The organism is Thermoplasmataceae archaeon (genome assembly GCA_038729425.1).
In the GTDB taxonomy this organism is placed as follows: Archaea; Thermoplasmatota; Thermoplasmata; order Thermoplasmatales; family Thermoplasmataceae; genus B-DKE.
On the sequence record JAVYSB010000001.1, the window covers coordinates 74,092 to 90,191 of the forward strand.

The following is a 16,100-nucleotide window of genomic DNA, read 5'->3' on the forward strand; positions in this document are numbered from 1 at the left end:
AGATAAAATATGGAAAGGCTTCAGTCCTCCCCAGCCTTGAGAGAATAGTCACCGATCATGGCAATTACTTCATTCGGAGGTAGCGAAAACCTGCGCTTCTTGATATCGCTCTCGAGCAGCATCAACTCAGAAAGCTCGTCGGGATAGCCATCCGCGTAAATGATCTCCTCGATTTTTGCGTTCATCAGCATTTTAGAGCACACCACGCACGGATGAGTCGTGACATAGATCTTAGAATTAGCAATGCTCACGCCGTGAACTGCGGCCTGAATTATGGCATTTTGTTCTGCGTGCAACCCCCTGCACAATTCGTGCCTCTCCCCCGAAGGAATGTCGAGATCATCCCTAATGCAGCCAACAGCATCACAATTGGCCGTGTTGCTTGGAGGACCATTATATCCAGTTGCGAGCACGTTTTTATCGTTGACTATTACCGCCCCCACTTTTCTGCGGGTGCATGATGATCTGGAAGCAGCTAGATACGCCATTCTCATAAAGTACTGATCCCAGGTGGGTTTTTCAAATTTTGGCACGTTTCATTCATGAAACCAGCCTTAATAACCTTTGTTAGATACTATTGCGGGAGAGACCCCCAATATTTATATATGCGTAGGTTATACATAGTTGACAACTAAAGGTTGTTAACTAGGTGATTAAAATGGTTGGAAAAAGAGAAAAGAGAGATGACTGGGATGACGACTTTTTCGGCGATTTCTTCAACGACTTTGGCTTTGACTTCAAGAGAATGAATGATCGGATGCAAAGGATATTCCAGCGGTTGATGAAAGAAGACGTACAGGATTTCGACGAGAGAGGACCATTTGTTTATGGATTCACGTATCGCGTTGGACCCGATGGAAAGCCTCAATTCCAGGAATTTGGCAATGTTCCTGGCCCCGGAAGATTTGCAGGAAGGGAACTTGAAGGAGACGTTCGGGAACCCATAACCGATTTTAACGATGACAAAGAAAAAGTATATGTTACAGTGGAACTGCCAGGAGTATCCAAGGAGAATATTGAGCTGAAGATATCCGAGAGAAACATTACCATCAATGCAAAAGAGGAAGACCGCAAATACCACAAATCCATCGATCTTCAGGACAAAATAAAGACCGACAGCGCCAGCGCTAAGTTCAGGAACGGGATTCTGGACATAGTTGTCAACAAAGAATCACCTGAATCCAGCGCAGGCAAGAGCGTCAAGATAGAGTGAATATACTCATGACGGAAGACCTGGACGAAATTATGAATGCCCTCCTCAATAATACGAGGAGGGAAATTTTGAAGATACTTACCGTAGATAATTCCTACGCACTCGAGATGAGCAAATGGCTTGGGGTTTCTCAGCAGGCAATAAACAAGCAGCTTGAAATGCTTGAGAAGGCAAAACTGATTAGCCTTGCTGGACTTGTTCCCAGCAATGCCGGGGCCTCTAGGAAACTTTACAGACCATCTGGCTTTTCTACCATAACAATAGACTATTCAAGAAACTTCTTCGAAATCAAGAGAATGGAACTTCAGTATTCAAACGACGACTATGTCCTGAAGAGTGAAGGCAATAGAGAACTCCTTCAGGATCTAGAGAAGATAAACGGTGAGATTGACGAACTTATGTCAATGAGAACAAACCTGCTTAATAGGAAGGACGAGATTCTTGATGCACTGCACCGTAGCGTTTCGGACAACTCTGATTCGTCTCTCGAAAGAAACATACTTCTTTCATACCTTGAACAGATGGACCAGGAAGCGGTTGCAGAGAAACTGAGTATTCCAATAGATTTAGTGAGTCACGTTGTAGGAAAATTCATGAATCAGTGATATCCCCCTCCAGCTCTCTTTTTAATTTCCTGAAAATGAGCGTAAATTTTCTATTTCAAACGCATCTGGTTTGCTTAGGATTACTATGGATGATGGTGAGTCAAACTCCAGGCGCATCAGGTCATCGATATTTCCGCAAACTATTTTTTCAGTATCATGATAAAGCGCTGAGACCACGCAAATGGTCTCCCCTGAAAGAAAATGCTTAAGGGCAGACCTATTCTCAAGCTCCTTTAGCCAGATAAATGCCTGATAAGGTTCAATGGTTTTCCCGTCTTTCAGATCCAGAAGAACGATTGTATGCATTCCGTTTTCATGATTTCTGTATATTTTGGAGAACACACTTTGTGGAAAGAAGCCATCCGTTAAGAATGGGAGCGAAACAGGTGGACCCATCCTATAACCATACAGCCCAAGCCGTCCCGGGATTGCATTGACAATGGACGCGTTCTCATACACCTTCACATCAATGCCGCGTGATCTGCAACTGGCTGCAAGAACACCGTGTGTGGTGGCTGACATTCCATCTCCAACCACAAGCAGTACGACATTTTTTGATTCGCAAGATTCAACAATCGGTGATTTTCCTTCGATGAACTCTCTACCAACAGAGATGATCTTTCTCTGGAAAAAGCCGGAGATCTCGCCAATGGTACCAGCTGGTGGCACGGAAGTGTACTCATCGATGTAGATAATGTCACCAGATCTGATTACATCGGCCTCCTCCAGCGTGATACTCTTAAGGCCACGAAGGCCTATTCCAATAATATTAAGCATTAGCAGTGCCCAGGTTTTCCTCTATGTATGCCAGTTCATTTAGTTTTGCAAGCCTTTCACCACCGATAGTTCCAGTTTTTATGAACACTGACCCAAATGCGACAGCAAGGTGGGCAATGTAATTGTCTGTTGTTTCACCACTTCTGTGTGAGATAACGGTTTTCATCCCAGCTTTCTTGGATGCTTCAACTGCCCGGTACGTGTCAGTCAACGTGCCTATCTGATTTACCTTTATCAGAACGGCGTTTGTGGATTTCATTTCAATTCCCTTCTTTATTCTCTTCTCGTCCGTCGTGTATATGTCGTCACCGACAACGAGAGCACGGTCCCCGATCTTGGAGGTCACGGCTGCAAATCCCTCGAAATCGGTTTCCTCAATCGGGTCTTCAATGAAATAAAATCCATGTTCCTTGACAAATGACGTCGCATAATCCACCTGCTGGTCTGTGGTGAGTTTCCTATTTTTGTAGACGTACTTGCCATCCTCAAAATAAGACGTAGCGGCAAAATCAACACCAAGCAATATTTTGACCTTGTGCTCACCTGAAATCTCCTTCGCAGAATCCTTCACAATCTCTATGGCTTCCTCGTCGGATATGTTTGCCGTCCAGGCTCTCTCGTCGCCGACACCAACACTCTGACCCTTGAGCTTTTCAGATAGTTTCTGGCCGATTCTCCTGTGAACCAGTGCATTGTAATATATAGATTCCAGGAACGTAGATCCTTGAGAGGAAACAAGAAATTCCTGTATTGTTGTTCCGTTTTTCGAGTGTTTTCCACCGCCGATGACGTTTCCCATGGGCCTTGGGATTGATCGTGCCATTGCCCCCCCAACGTATGAATAGAGTGGTATGCCAAGTTTTATGGAGGACGCCTTAGCCACAGCCATTGAGATCGCTGTGGACATGTTTCCGCCGAGTCGCGAAAAATTATCAGTTCCATCTATTTCCTGAAGTATCCTGTCAACTCCCACCTGGTCAAGTGCATTTAAGCCAATAAGCGCCTTTCTTGCATGATCCCTGAAGTAATTGATGGAAGAATCTATACCATTTGCCGAGAATGCCACGACCTCAGTTGCTCCTGTGCTTGCTCCTGACGCGGCAGATGCTATTCCCTTAACACCGTCCAGATGTACTTCGGCTTCGATGGTAAAATTCCCCCTAGAGTCAAGAATTTTCCTTGCCCTTACGTCTCTTATTGTGAAATCATTCATGATGTATGTAATGAGACGAACTGATAAATAGTTAATTCAGAATGAAATACTGATCCAAGGCTAAAGCTTAAATTCACATTTGTAGACCTTAATTTTAGGCCTATCTTTTAAGAAGATTGCACTGCATTTGCGGCTACTCATATTACCAGTCACAATAGCGACCAAAATGAAACGGAAACTCTTATAACCCTTCGATTTCATCCTGAACTTGACCATTTCTGACATTTCAAATGCATTAATTCACTTGATATCACTGAGCTAAATGATTGGGATTTACCGTATTTCCCTTAAATTCTGGCGATATCTGTCGACAAAGGTGTTATAATTGCTCTTGTAGCCGGTCCACAGATCCTTGTAGGCACTGTCTATTTTTCCCACAATCTTGGCAGGCACACCAACAGCAATGCTTTCATCCGGGATTTCAAATTTGTTCTTAACAACAGCGCCCTCGCCTACCACAGCCCATGCGCCAACGGTAGCAAAATCCGATACCGTAGCACCCATGCCTATTACAGCCCAGTCTTTCACTCGGCCGGTGTGTATCACAGAAAGATGCCCTATTGTTGCATGTTCTCCTATGACCGTGGTCTCCCCCGGCCTGGCGTGAACCACACAGTTATCTTCAATTGCACTGTAGCTCCCGATCTCGATCCTGCCATAATCCCCTCTAAGCACGGCTCCTGGGCCTATCCAGACGCCGTCACCAATCTTTATATTTCCAATCACAGTAGCATTTGGGAAGATATACGATCTGCCAATTTCTGGGTGCTTTCCCTCAAACGAATACACTGGCATAAACCTGAAACCTTTGCAGGCTTATAAATTGACTTTTTAGAAGATCAACCTGGTTGATTCGTTGAGAATTTTTTCAATGTTAGGCTTCATGGCATCTATTCCCTCACGTATTGCTTCTGCGGCAACTACCGATGCAATTGCCATTGATTCGCGCATGCTCTTTCCCATGGAGAGTCCGAAATAGAGGCCCGCCCGATAGGAGTCACCTGCACCTGTACTGTCCCTTGGCGGCCCCAGTTTAAGAGGCGGAACATCAACGCGTGAATTTTTTGTATAGAGAGATGATCCGCGTTCTCCAAGGGTTGCTATGACATCTGTTCCATTCGCCGTGATTTCCCGGATACCAAGACCGGTCATTTTCTGCAGGGTTTCGAATTCACTCAGGTTGCCAATGAAAAAATCAGCAAGGTCGAGCATTGAAATTAGCGTTTCTCTGTCCCACTTGTAGGATATTTCCTGGCTCGGATCAAAGACAATCACTGAATCTTCACTGATCTGCTGTGCTATTCGCAAATATTCTTCAGCTGGTCCCGTGGAGAAGTGAGCGTACCTGTACCTGTTATTTTTGAAGCCCAACGAGGGTTTCCATGAGTCCATTGGTCCCTGAAAAACATAAGCAATCTGATCAGAACCGTCTGAAACTATGTAACATACTGGTCCCATACCTGTTCCCTGTATCGTGATATGACTAATGTCAATACCCATTTTTTCAAGCTTTTCGAGATAATCGCGATGCGTGACAGAAGATACGGAAGAGTATAGATCAAAATTGATTCCGAGTTTTGAGGAGATGATGGCAAAATTACCTGCCGTCCCCCCGAAGACCTCGGACATTCTTTCAACACCAATAGATCCGTGGGTTGGAATGGACTTGACCTTGATCATTACATCGATATTCACGTGACCAAAGTATGCGAGGAATGGCTCTTTCACCACACACTATATCCTTTTCATAGATATTTCTTTGTTTAATCATTTCTGGGTCGCGTGGGGCCTATGGCAGGTATATCGAAGATGATATAGCGCCCAATATCCGGTGAAATAGATCCGGGATCGGAATAGTGCTTACCGATTCCCTGATCGCGACTGAGGTTGCGAAGAGTATAACGTCTCATTCCTCCATATTGGTCATAATCTTCGACCTGAGCGAAATATTTAAGGTTCATAAGAAGTTGTATCTACCGGAACACATGACCAGATTGTAATATAAATAACCCATGTTTCGGCGAGATAGAATGATGGCCATGAGAAAATGCGGAAAGAAATTGGTCGTGAAAAAATGAAGAGCTAATTTCCCGAAATAAGCCAGACGGCACCGGGATGGGCAGGAGATCCAAGACTGTGAGGCTTGAAAATACGAAGGTATTCATTGGTTGCGCGGTATGCGGTACTGATTTGATCATCGGCTGTGTGAATGAAAGTGAATTTCTCATGTGAGAACTTTCTATATACCATATTTGGCCTCTCTGGACTGGAAAACCATATTAGCTTCCAGCAGGAAGTGAAAAGAATCTCCTTCGGAAAGGATAGCCAGAAAGAAAAAAGGAATTCTCCAAAGAGAAGAGAATGCAAAGAGGGAACCTGATATGGCTGAAAAAAATGGAATAGTCGAAGATATAAAGTCACTGGTTAGTTATTTCACGATCCTGCCTGTAAAATCTGATGATGTTCCTACAGTGCGGGGACTCTATTTCCTTTCTATTCTTGGCCTTTTCCTTGGGTTTATCGAGGGTGTAATATACTACTTCCTCGCCACCTATGTTAGTCTATTCTCCGCCGCCGTAGTTTACGTGATATTGGTGACAGCCCTTTCAGGTTTTCATGCACTTGATTCGGTTCTAAACACAGGAAATGCACTGATGCTGAGAAATGACAGATCCAGATTGGTCAAGATGATGAAGAACCCAGCTGCTGGAACTGGAGGCATTGGATCAGTTCTTGTAGTATATGGTCTTACGGTAGCTTTCGTTCTCTCCATACCTCCTTTCTATGCCCTAATAGCCATCACTCTCGCAGAAGGAGCTGCAAAATTAACATTTGTAACAACCTCCTTCGGTAAGAAATCTATAGGGAACGAAACCGTATCCGGCATAGTTGAGAACATTAACATGGGAGGGCCCGCCACCATCTACCTGAATATGATTATACTGATAGTACTCTCTTTAATCTTGGGGATTGACTTCCTTATCGCACTTGTGCTCACCCTGTTGGTTGCATATCTCGTACTGAAAAAAACTGCAAACGTGCTCTCAGGTATCAGCAGTGATGTCCTCGGATTCGCCGGAGAGATTGCAAGAATGACATATATCGCTGTATTTGCAATCCTTATCGCGGTGACTATGCATTATGGGGTTCTAAATCTCATAGTCCACGTTTGACATGGCAGTCAATGTGTCCCTGTCCCTAACCTGGTCATCGTATACCAGAGGAGATTCTTGTAACCTTCCAACTCTTCCGGAAAAACGCTCCAGAAATTCATAGAACTCACTCGGACTGCTGCAGATCACTATTGCTTTTTTGGTGTTCTTTGATATCCCAGCAGAGTGCAATGCACTTACGATCTGAGGCGACCCCGTGATATACATCATTACCAGCGATCCAAAATCGTGTATACGAGAGCTATAAGCAAGCCTCCTAGTAGCACGTTCGACGGCTATCCTCACTTGGAGCTCTGTAATGACTGCTTTCAAGTCAATGACAACAAATGTATCGGTCTGCTGCTTTGAAAAATCGATGATTTCACTCACACAGTTTGGTTCAAGAATAGAAATATAAAATAAATTAACCAACATTGGCTCCAGCGCGTCCCGTTCCGGGGCCAATTTTTGGCTTAAGAAATTGTGATATTCTGTCAAGGAATTTCTGCCTGTCCGGTCCGGAAACGAAGGCGGTCTCGAGCACCTGCTGGATATTATCCACGGGAACGATTTCGATCCTGTCCTTGTGTTTCTCGTCCAGTATGACGTCGCCATAGTTGGCATTTGGTAGTATTACTTTCTTCATGCCTGATTCGATTGCGGCCTCAACCTTAGCAGTCACGCCACCTACAGGAAGAACCGCTCCTCTCACGCTCAGTGAACCGGTCATAGCTATAGTCTGGTCGATAGGAATGTTCTCAATAGCCGATATAACTGCGGTTGCGATTGAAACGCTGGCGGAGTCACCCTCAACTCCATCGTATGAACCAACAAACTGGATGTGAATATCCATGTCAGTTATGTCCTTGCCACTTATTTTCTTGAACACGGCGGAGACATTTTCAACAGCTTCCTTGGCGATCTCCCCGAGTTTTCCTGTTGCAATAACGCTTCCGTTACCCTTCTTCTGTGCAGGGGTAACTTCGGCAACTATGGGCATAACGATACCGGTATAATCTGCCATTCCACTGTTTGCGCCCATGACAGCGAGGCCGTTGACCATTCCGACAGCCTCTCCTTCAGAAAGGAACGTCTTGTAGTTCTTTCTCACCTCAATCATTTTGTCGGCAACTTGCTGCTCAAGCGGCTTGCTTAGGTTTTTAGCGTCCATAACATGCTTTGAAGTAACAATATCGGCCTTCTCGCTAATTGCTATGTCTCCCGCAACCCGGATAAGACCGCCAAGTTCTCTCAGTCTGAGGGTAAGTTTCCCCTTTCTCCCCGATCTCTTCTGCGCCTCCTTTATTATTTCGACGACTGCGCCTTTGTCAAGATGAGGGATCTTCTTGTCCTTCTGAACTTCTTGAGCGATAAATTGAACTATTTTTTGCCTATTTTCGTCACTATCATCAAAAACATTGTTGACATAGACTTCGTACCCATATCCCCTTATTCTAGACCGAAGGGCAGGGTGTATTCCCTGAACTGCGTCAAGATTCCCCGCGGCAACCAGTACAAAGTCGCAAGGTACCGGTTCTGTCTGAACCATTGCACCAGCGCTCCTTTCGCTCTGTCCGGATATTGAAAATTTCTTCTCCTGCATTGCTGTAAGAAGAGCCTGCTGGCTTTCCGGCCTCAGGAGGTTCATTTCATCTACGAACAGCACGCCTTTGTGTGCCTTGTGAATATTGCCCGCTTCGACTCTATCGTGCGCTGGAGTCTCAAGCCCGCCAGACTGAAATGGATCATGTCTGACGTCTCCCAGCAACGCACCGGAATGAGCCCCAGTAGAATCTATAAAAGGCGGTTTCTCGTTTCCCGTATGCGAAACAAGAAGTTTAGGGATCATTGCTTTTTCCTGTCTGAAGCTTGGATTCATGGCAAGTGCCACATACAGGATTGCAGCTGCTATAATGGCATAAAAGAGTATAATTATGCCATACATAACCGCGAAAATTATTCCTATGAACACGATTGAGAAAATCACGAGCATGATGGATCTGGCCCTGTCCCGCTTTACCCTTTCAGCCTTGATCTGATACTGTTTTACGACCTCTCTGCCTTTCCCGGCAGGTAACGTCTTTACCTTTGGCCTGTTTGAGTCCTCAGGGTTCGGGAATACAAGTATATCCTCCAGTTCTTCTTTTGGCAGAAAGTCCACCATAGACTGGGCAAGCATTGACTTTCCAGTTCCAGGGTCCCCGATGAGTAATACATGTCTTTTCTGGAGCGCGGCTTTCTTTACTACTTCCCCTGCGCTCTCCTGTCCTATGACCTGATCAAAGAGGACTGGTGGGACCTTGATGTCCTTTGTCGATGTAATATTTAATTTGTCAACCCATTCCTCTACACTGTCGACTGTATCTTCCACACTTACGTATCCAAATTCAATAATTAAGCCTTTTCAATATTGAGTTAATTTTGTCTTTTGTAACTTATAATATATATACCCACAGCGGAAGTTGCAAAATTAAAGAAAAATACCGAAATAAACATGATTTAAAAAATGGGGATATTTAGGAAACGGTAAACTGTGGTTTAACCTATTTCTACGGCAAATATCTTCTTCTGGGTGAACATTGCTTTCATGGCTCTGACTTCATCCACAACGTCGGGGTTCACCTTGAAGTACTTGAAACCATTCTTAGTTTGCTCCGCCTTAACGAGTCCAAGACCAACCAGGCTTTCTTCTACGGTGTATCTCACACCGAGTCCCTCAAGGCATCCTTTCACGTTGGAGGGATCCGACTTGATTGCCCTGGAGATTTCCGAAAGATACGACCTGTACGGATATATGCTAAGCAGATAGAAGAGAGCTTTTCTTCTAAGCTCACTCCTGTTAAGTGATCTTATGACGTTTCCGTCTGCCACCGTTTCCATACGCTTATATTCCATAGACTATATTTAAAACTTTTTGTCTGACAAACCACAGATAGCTTCTAATACATTCCCACTGCACAAACTACCTACATAAGAGGTATTTAAGTCAGACAAAACAATAAACCCCAAATTAACCTGTCCATTTAAGTGATCCTGGTAAGCCAAGTTTCATATTTCCCTACTTTTCCCGTTACGGTGTCACTGTACAGTTTTGCAATCTTCCCAGTAATCTTGCCAGTTGAACCTTCCGAAACAATGATCCCATCCACCTCCACTATTGGGGATATCTCGGCAGCCGTACCTGCGAAAAACAGCTCATCAGCGTTATACAGTTCTTCTCTGTGCACAAATCTCTCAATGACCTCTACCCCCATATCTGCTGCAAGTTTCATCACTGTGTCCCGAGTTATGCCGACAAGAATATCCGATTCAACGCTCGGCGTTATCAGCCTATTTCCGCTTACGAGAAATATATTTTCCCCGGGACCTTCGGTTATATATCCTGCTGTACTTGTTAGGATAGCTTCATCATAGCCCATGCTCACCGCTTCCCTGTTTGCAATTATCGAATTAAGATAATTTCCGCTGGCTTTTGCCTCGATAGGCAAAACCGCTGACGATGGCCTGTGCCAAGAGGAAACCTTGCACTTGAGACCTTTCATTTCTTTTGCAGAATAGTAACTTTTGAATGGCACTGCTCCGATGAAAACGCTCACTTTTTTGCCAACAGTACTGAGCCCTATCCGATCATCGTTGTAGAACGCAAAGGGTCTGATATACGCGTTCCGGTATTCATTTAGTGAAATGATATCTCTGATCCCTTTCTCGATGTCATCAGCAGTGAAGGGAATTGACATGGAATATATTTTCATGGATCTCAGAAACCTCAGTACATGTTCCCGCAACCTGAAGATTGAAGCAGACTCGCTGGTATCGTAGCTCCTGATCCCCTCAAATATTCCGCTTCCATACTGCAGGGAATGCGTCAGGACAGGCACCCTGGACTCTGAATATCTTACGATCTTGCCATCAAGCCAAACACGCGCTTCGCTTTCCATGATGATCCTTCTGCTATCCCGTCTCGATATAATTTATTGATGTTTATCCTTCGATCAAGAGGAACCTGCAAAATTAGATATAATAAACTTATGATATAGATCAGTGTCGTTTACCATTGGAAACGATCTCAGGTTTACCGTTTTTGGAGAATCTCACGGCCCAGCAGTGGGGGGGGTCATTGATGGTTTCCCATCTGGATTTGCTCTGAATCTGGATGGCGCCTCAAAATGGATGGAACGTAGACGCCCCGGCCAGAGCGAGATCACCACAAGACGCAATGAATCAGATATTGTCAGTGTGCTGTCTGGGCTGAGTGACGGTTACACCAATGGGGGGCCACTTGCTTTTTACATCAATAACAGCGATGTTATAAGCGAGCATTATTCTGAACTTAAATACAAACCAAGGCCAGGGCATGCTGACTTCTCGATGCTGATGAAGTACGGGAAACACAGACCTTTTCAAGGCGGAGGATTCCTTTCTGGAAGGCTTACTGCACCACTAGTATTTGCGGGCGCAACCTGTATTCAGTTGCTTGAAAAGTATAACATCACCATTACATCGTACATTGACAGGATTGGTGATACCAACCTCGATCATGAGGTAGAGATTCGTCCGGAAGATGCATATTCCTTCAAGACAAGGATCCCTGACCAGAGTGTTGATGAGGCGGCTTACTCTGCCATCAGGGCGGCATTAGGGAGAGGAGACAGCCTCGGTTCGTCAGTACGCACGGTCGTCACCGGCCTTCCCCCCGGTATCGGTGAGCCTATTTTCGATTCCATGGAAAGTGAGATCAGCAGGATGATGTTTTCTATACCGGCAATAAAGGGAATTGAGTTTGGCCTTGGATTTGACTTCGCCAGCTCTGCTGGCTCGACGGTCAGGGATGAGATGTACGTTAAGGAAGGTAAAGTATCATTCCTGAGCAACAATAACGGCGGCATCCTTGGTGGAATTTCCAACGGAATGCCCATGACTTTCAGGGTGGCCGTGAAACCAACATCTTCCATAAGAATGGAGGAGAGGACCGTGAACCTCGAAACCATGGAGGATACGTCTATCTTGATAAAGGGCAGGCACGACCCCTGTATAGGAATACGCGCTCTTCCTGTAATCCAGACTGCAACTGCGATTGTTATAGCAGACTTTATGATTACAGCGGATCGCATTCCAAGGGTGTTGACCTAGAACAGGCTTGAGAACGGGATAAGGAAGAGCAGAAATGAAATAATCAGTGCGAGGGGAAGAGTAAATGCGATCGCTCTCTTGGCCTTCTTCACAGTGGAAAGGACGCTTGCCGTCAGCTTGTGATAGCTGTTCTCTTCACCCATCTTCACCCCGACATCTACTGACGCCATACCTAACTCAACGTTGCCAGTATTCCTCACTGCGTCCCTGATAGTTCCTACAATGAGATCAGAGATTATGTCCAGGTCTCCGTCCATACCCAGCGGAAAAACATCCAAAGTGCTCGCGTTGACTATATGATTGTCCGTGGTATAGATTTCAACGTTAGATACAATATGAGCTGACTTCTTTCTGACCATGTCTATGACCTCCCGCGTTACATTGTTTGAATCCGTCAAGACAATGGCATCATTTCTTTCTCCAGAATTGATAGCAAGGGTCTGAATTCCCATTTTAGCCAAGCCTGGGAAAGTTGCTTTCAAAGATGCAAATCCTACCTTTGCAGGTAAATTTGGATTGGATCTCACAAATTCTCTGGTAAATGGCTTTATTAAATCAGAACAGTCCCTGAGCTCGTTTGCTCCTTTGGTAAAATTGTTCTGGGCATCAACCAGCGCAAATTCACTTGCTCCGTGAGCTTTTATAGCCTCCATTACCCTCATTCCCTCACCGAGCTCGATGTCGTCGAACGGTTCCAAGTCGGGCACTACACCACCAAATCCAAAATTTCCGAATCTCATGAGGGTTATGCTGTATCTGCCCGCGTTAAGCTTTCTGAATCGTGACATCACTTTTGTGTACTTCATTTTGCGAAGTGCCTCACGAATTCCTGATGCAATGTTATCAATGTCATTTTCTCCCTGGCAGTTGTTCGCGTGGGTTGTTGAAGTGTGAAATACCATGAGTTCCCTGCCCATATCTGAAAGCTTATCCTGCAGCCTGATTGGCAGGTCGCTGCAGCCAAGACGCCCAAACGGTCCGGGGTGCACATATGGAAAAATGAGTGACACAAGCGGTCCATGCGAATTCCGGATGTCAATTACCTTGACAGGAACGATCTGCTCTTTCTTGTATATCCTGTCAAAGAACTCTTTGCCAACCTGATCCGAATCTCCCATGGATCGAAAGTTGAGGAAAAACTGCAAAAGTTTCATAGGGCTTACGCCGTAGTCTGTCGCGAAGTCCGAAAGCACTGATCTTGCAAACAGGATTGCAATCAGGGCACTAATAACGGATGAAAGAACAAAGGGTATTATGAGTGAGTATCCCCCAAAAAGGTATCCAAACGTTATTATTGCGGCATATGTGTAATTAAGGGATGGGGGGAGGAGGTACGATATTTTCTCAGTATAGTACACCTCAAAGATAAGAACTCTGAAAAATGAGACGAATGACACAGCAAAGAACAACTGCGCTTCCACGCTTCCAAAAGCATCCAAAAGATGGGAAATCCAAAAGATGACTGTCCACAAACCGTAGCTTATAAAGTCCAGATATACAATCCTTCTAAGCGGGAAATGGAATTTTCCAATCTTAATAAATATGGAATCGAAGATTATCACAAGTATGAATGAGAGAATGAAGCCGATCGCAACCTCCAGGATTGACCCTACCAGAACATAATCAACAACTGCGAGAATGAAAATTGGAACTATGTAGAATTTCCATCCCGGCGCCCCTCTGACAAATCTGCTGAGGTCTTCAATTGATCTGTGTTTCTTAGGTACTGGCTGCGTTGGTGTGAATACGCTGTGATTTAATAATGCTTACTCAATTGCTTAATTCTTGCCTTTAAGTATCTTCAGGAGCTTTTTTTCAACTCAATGAGACTCTTATAATGATTTTCAAGCATTTCCACATGTGTATGAGGATCATACCTGCCGGATATGTACTTTCTCGCGCTTTCGCACAATTCTGTGTGCTTGTTATTGTTGCTCTTCAATTCTCGAATCTTCTCCGCAACTTCCTTCGGCTTTGAAAAATCAACGCCTATCATGCCGTTTTCAGGTGAATTAGTGTTTATAAGTGGGAATTTATTTGAAACGATTGCCGGTTTTCCACACGCCATAGCTTCGAGAACTGCTATACCAAAAGTATCCGTCTCTGAAGGGTGCACGAAGACAGAAGCATTAGAAAGGGCACTCAGCTTCTCCTGCTCCCCAATATAGCCCGTCATCTGCACAAGATCCTCAAGATCCATCTTGGATATCATTTTCCTGATCTTATCCTCCTCTGGTCCAGTGCCGGATATGACAAACCTGACGCCATTGTTTCTAGGGAACTCATTGGCTACGTCCAGTATATTGTAAATACCCTTGTCCTTGGTGATCCTCCCTATATATTGAACCACGAATTTGTTTTCCCTGCTCTTCCCCGGTTTATACCTGTCTGTACGAACGAAGAGTGGAAGCTCAATGGCATTTCTTATACCATTTTCCTTCAGGAATTCCACTGCAGATTGACTCGGTGCCGTTACCATGTCACATTTATCGTAAAGGTAAACATTGTATCTCCATGAAAGATCAAACAACTGGCTCTTGAAGGGAAGTTTTATGGATTCCTGCATCCGTATAAAATCCGTGTGAAACGTGGCGACAACCGGTATGTTTTTCTTTCTTGCGGTGTGATACCCTATTGACCCCATGAAGAACGAGGAATGTATATGAACAACGTCTAGCTCAAGTGAATTCAGTTTCCTGAACAGTAGAAAAGGATAGAGAGCCAGTGGCCATCTGTATTGCGGATACACGAAAATGGGAACGGACTGGCTTATGAATACATTCTTCTCGTGCCTATCCCCGCTCAACGAAAAAACAAAGACCTCGTGCCCCCGATCCTCCAATGCTCTCTTGGTATCACGGAGATAATGGGAAACGCCATCCGGCGTTGGGTAATATGTATCCGTGAAGAATCCTATCTTCATTACTCTATCAGCCTTCTATTTTAACTATCTTGAACATGCCATATCCGGTCAGTACTCTTACATATTTTGGTACTAAGATAGAGCTAATATTGTCAAGATCAATATATAACTTTTTTGTATAGGTTAACTTTTCTTCTGCCGATATTACAATTATATTTGAAAACCCAAGCCTGGTCACTATTCTACCTGAAATCTGCTTATTTCCCCTCCCAAGAAGGAAATTCTGCCCACCCACCGGAGATATCACCAGCATACAGCTGCCTTCACAAACCACTTCGTATATCCTTTCCTCAGTAATATCCTGCTCCTCTACATTCCCATCAAATACTAGATCGAATCCGAGCAAGCTCGTTTCCTTTCCTAGGCGCCTTATAATTGCCTTGCATGTTGATCCCGGACCTAAAATGTATCTGACATTTTTGTCTAGATGTTCCAGAAAATAATCCACGATTCCTTCAACATCACCTCCGAAGAAGTCCATTTTGGGTGAATTTATTATTCCCTCGCTGATTGGAGTTCGTAATTCTCCGTATAGTCTTGGTGATGGATGCAGATCCCCAATTTCTTCTTCCGGAATGTCCACGATTTCAGCTTTCACTGTTTCGAAGGTACCCGCAGATAAAATATTCCTCATAACATTAACAGCGAACTGAACACTAGCAGCAAAGACAGAACTTTCCATTTTGACTCCGGATGGTACCCCAAGAACTGGGATATCACTGTGCCCTGATGATAGTATATCCCTGGCTGTCCCGTCTCCACCACAGAACACAACGAGATCTGGATCTTTCTCGGCGACACGATCCATAAAGCACCTGGTGTCAACGCTGGTCGAAGGGTTACCCGGTTGATAGATGATCCCGTAACTCCTAATGCCAAGATCATCCATTTCATCAGCACCCATGATTCCTGAAGGGACAAGGTAATCTATTGCCAGATCCTTCACTTCGGAAAGAAATTTAAGGCCACGCGTCACAGACACACTCATTTCGCCCTTAACATCTTCAACAGAATCTGATCCCTTTCTGCCCACCAGCGCTCCGTAACCGGCCCTTGGATTTATGAAGAAGCCTACTCTCATTGAGGG

The 16,100-nt window shown here is 44.7% G+C and carries 17 protein-coding genes; 5 read left to right on the top strand and 12 right to left on the bottom strand.

Translation table 11 applies throughout. The annotated features are described in order from the left end of the window. Nucleotides 1–20: 20 nt before the first annotated feature. Entirely contained in the window at nucleotides 21–533 is a 513-nt protein-coding gene (locus QW597_00345; protein MEM0155045.1) for a cytidine/deoxycytidylate deaminase family protein, read from the bottom strand. Between the two features lie 125 nt (nucleotides 534–658). Here QW597_00345 and hsp20 point away from each other — a divergent pair, with 125 nt between their 5' ends. Both hsp20 and QW597_00355 read left to right on the top strand, forming a co-directional pair. Next, complete coding sequence (gene hsp20 / locus QW597_00350; protein MEM0155046.1) at nucleotides 659–1,213, top strand: archaeal heat shock protein Hsp20; 555 nt, start codon at nucleotides 659–661, stop codon at nucleotides 1,211–1,213. An 8-nt stretch (nucleotides 1,214–1,221) separates the two neighbouring features. Further along, nucleotides 1,222–1,818: a transcriptional regulator gene (locus QW597_00355; protein MEM0155047.1), complete on the top strand. Its 597-nt coding sequence runs from the start codon at nucleotides 1,222–1,224 to the stop codon at nucleotides 1,816–1,818. A 21-nt stretch (nucleotides 1,819–1,839) separates the two neighbouring features. Here the strand turns inward: QW597_00355 and dph5 are convergent, their stop codons facing one another. The 4 genes from dph5 to QW597_00375 form a co-directional block, all read right to left on the bottom strand. Beyond that, on the bottom strand, nucleotides 1,840–2,595 hold the full coding sequence (gene dph5, locus QW597_00360) for a diphthine synthase (protein MEM0155048.1): 756 nt from the start codon (nucleotides 2,593–2,595) through the stop codon (nucleotides 1,840–1,842). Continuing rightward, the gene (locus QW597_00365; protein MEM0155049.1) at nucleotides 2,588–3,808 is read right to left on the bottom strand and encodes a phosphopyruvate hydratase; all 1,221 of its coding nucleotides are present in this window, start codon (nucleotides 3,806–3,808) and stop codon (nucleotides 2,588–2,590) included. The genes dph5 and QW597_00365 overlap by 8 nt, the downstream gene beginning before the upstream one ends. Nucleotides 3,809–4,081: 273 nt before the next feature. Then, nucleotides 4,082–4,603: a gamma carbonic anhydrase family protein gene (locus QW597_00370; protein MEM0155050.1), complete on the bottom strand. Its 522-nt coding sequence runs from the start codon at nucleotides 4,601–4,603 to the stop codon at nucleotides 4,082–4,084. A gap of 36 nt (nucleotides 4,604–4,639) precedes the next feature. Continuing rightward, the gene (locus QW597_00375) at nucleotides 4,640–5,539 is read right to left on the bottom strand and encodes a carbohydrate kinase family protein (protein MEM0155051.1); all 900 of its coding nucleotides are present in this window, start codon (nucleotides 5,537–5,539) and stop codon (nucleotides 4,640–4,642) included. Between the two features lie 478 nt (nucleotides 5,540–6,017). Here QW597_00375 and QW597_00380 point away from each other — a divergent pair, with 478 nt between their 5' ends. Then, nucleotides 6,018–6,188, top strand: a complete 171-nt coding sequence (locus QW597_00380) for a hypothetical protein (GenBank protein ID MEM0155052.1) — start codon at nucleotides 6,018–6,020, stop codon at nucleotides 6,186–6,188. Between the two features lies 1 nt (nucleotide 6,189). Continuing rightward, the gene (locus QW597_00385; GenBank protein MEM0155053.1) at nucleotides 6,190–6,981 is read left to right on the top strand and encodes an adenosylcobinamide-GDP ribazoletransferase; all 792 of its coding nucleotides are present in this window, start codon (nucleotides 6,190–6,192) and stop codon (nucleotides 6,979–6,981) included. Here QW597_00385 and QW597_00390 read toward each other — a convergent pair. The 4 genes from QW597_00390 to QW597_00405 form a co-directional block, all read right to left on the bottom strand. Then, nucleotides 6,958–7,350: a hypothetical protein gene (locus QW597_00390; protein ID MEM0155054.1), complete on the bottom strand. Its 393-nt coding sequence runs from the start codon at nucleotides 7,348–7,350 to the stop codon at nucleotides 6,958–6,960. The two genes, QW597_00385 and QW597_00390, sit on opposite strands and share 24 nt — an antisense overlap. A gap of 34 nt (nucleotides 7,351–7,384) precedes the next feature. Beyond that, nucleotides 7,385–9,331: an ATP-dependent protease LonB gene (gene lonB / locus QW597_00395; GenBank protein MEM0155055.1), complete on the bottom strand. Its 1,947-nt coding sequence runs from the start codon at nucleotides 9,329–9,331 to the stop codon at nucleotides 7,385–7,387. 167 nt (nucleotides 9,332–9,498) lie between these two features. Continuing rightward, a complete protein-coding gene (locus QW597_00400; GenBank protein ID MEM0155056.1) occupies nucleotides 9,499–9,840 on the bottom strand; it encodes an archaellum operon transcriptional activator EarA family protein in 342 nt (113 codons plus the stop codon). A gap of 143 nt (nucleotides 9,841–9,983) precedes the next feature. After that, entirely contained in the window at nucleotides 9,984–10,898 is a 915-nt protein-coding gene (locus QW597_00405) for a branched-chain amino acid transaminase (protein MEM0155057.1), read from the bottom strand. 103 nt (nucleotides 10,899–11,001) lie between these two features. On the opposite strand from QW597_00405, the gene aroC reads away from it, so the two are divergent. Continuing rightward, a complete protein-coding gene (gene aroC, locus QW597_00410; protein MEM0155058.1) occupies nucleotides 11,002–12,090 on the top strand; it encodes a chorismate synthase in 1,089 nt (362 codons plus the stop codon). Here the strand turns inward: aroC and QW597_00415 are convergent. The 3 genes from QW597_00415 to QW597_00425 all read right to left on the bottom strand — a co-directional run bounded on the left by QW597_00415 (nucleotide 12,087) and on the right by QW597_00425 (nucleotide 16,094). Continuing rightward, on the bottom strand, nucleotides 12,087–13,796 hold the full coding sequence (locus QW597_00415; protein ID MEM0155059.1) for a DUF2070 family protein: 1,710 nt from the start codon (nucleotides 13,794–13,796) through the stop codon (nucleotides 12,087–12,089). The genes aroC and QW597_00415 overlap by 4 nt on opposite strands. Nucleotides 13,797–13,891: 95 nt before the next feature. Beyond that, complete coding sequence (locus QW597_00420; protein MEM0155060.1) at nucleotides 13,892–15,013, bottom strand: glycosyltransferase; 1,122 nt, start codon at nucleotides 15,011–15,013, stop codon at nucleotides 13,892–13,894. A 7-nt stretch (nucleotides 15,014–15,020) separates the two neighbouring features. Further along, entirely contained in the window at nucleotides 15,021–16,094 is a 1,074-nt protein-coding gene (locus tag QW597_00425; GenBank protein MEM0155061.1) for an ATP-NAD kinase family protein, read from the bottom strand. Between the last annotated feature and the right edge of the window lie 6 nt (nucleotides 16,095–16,100).

Excerpts from the sequence above, each read along its gene's own strand:
- hsp20 (MEM0155046.1), top strand. The coding sequence starts at position 659 with ATGGTTGGAAAAAGAGAAAAGAGAGATGACTGGGATGACGACTTTTTC.
- QW597_00355 (MEM0155047.1), top strand. The coding sequence starts at position 1,222 with ATGACGGAAGACCTGGACGAAATTATGAATGCCCTCCTCAATAATACG.
- dph5 (MEM0155048.1), bottom strand. The coding sequence starts at position 2,595 with ATGCTTAATATTATTGGAATAGGCCTTCGTGGCCTTAAGAGTATCACG.
- QW597_00365 (MEM0155049.1), bottom strand. The coding sequence starts at position 3,808 with ATGAATGATTTCACAATAAGAGACGTAAGGGCAAGGAAAATTCTTGAC.
- QW597_00370 (MEM0155050.1), bottom strand. The coding sequence starts at position 4,603 with ATGCCAGTGTATTCGTTTGAGGGAAAGCACCCAGAAATTGGCAGATCG.
- QW597_00380 (MEM0155052.1), top strand. The coding sequence starts at position 6,018 with ATGAAAGTGAATTTCTCATGTGAGAACTTTCTATATACCATATTTGGC.
- QW597_00385 (MEM0155053.1), top strand. The coding sequence starts at position 6,190 with ATGGCTGAAAAAAATGGAATAGTCGAAGATATAAAGTCACTGGTTAGT.
- QW597_00400 (MEM0155056.1), bottom strand. The coding sequence starts at position 9,840 with ATGGAAACGGTGGCAGACGGAAACGTCATAAGATCACTTAACAGGAGT.
- QW597_00405 (MEM0155057.1), bottom strand. The coding sequence starts at position 10,898 with ATGGAAAGCGAAGCGCGTGTTTGGCTTGATGGCAAGATCGTAAGATAT.
- QW597_00420 (MEM0155060.1), bottom strand. The coding sequence starts at position 15,013 with ATGAAGATAGGATTCTTCACGGATACATATTACCCAACGCCGGATGGC.
- QW597_00425 (MEM0155061.1), bottom strand. The coding sequence starts at position 16,094 with ATGAGAGTAGGCTTCTTCATAAATCCAAGGGCCGGTTACGGAGCGCTG.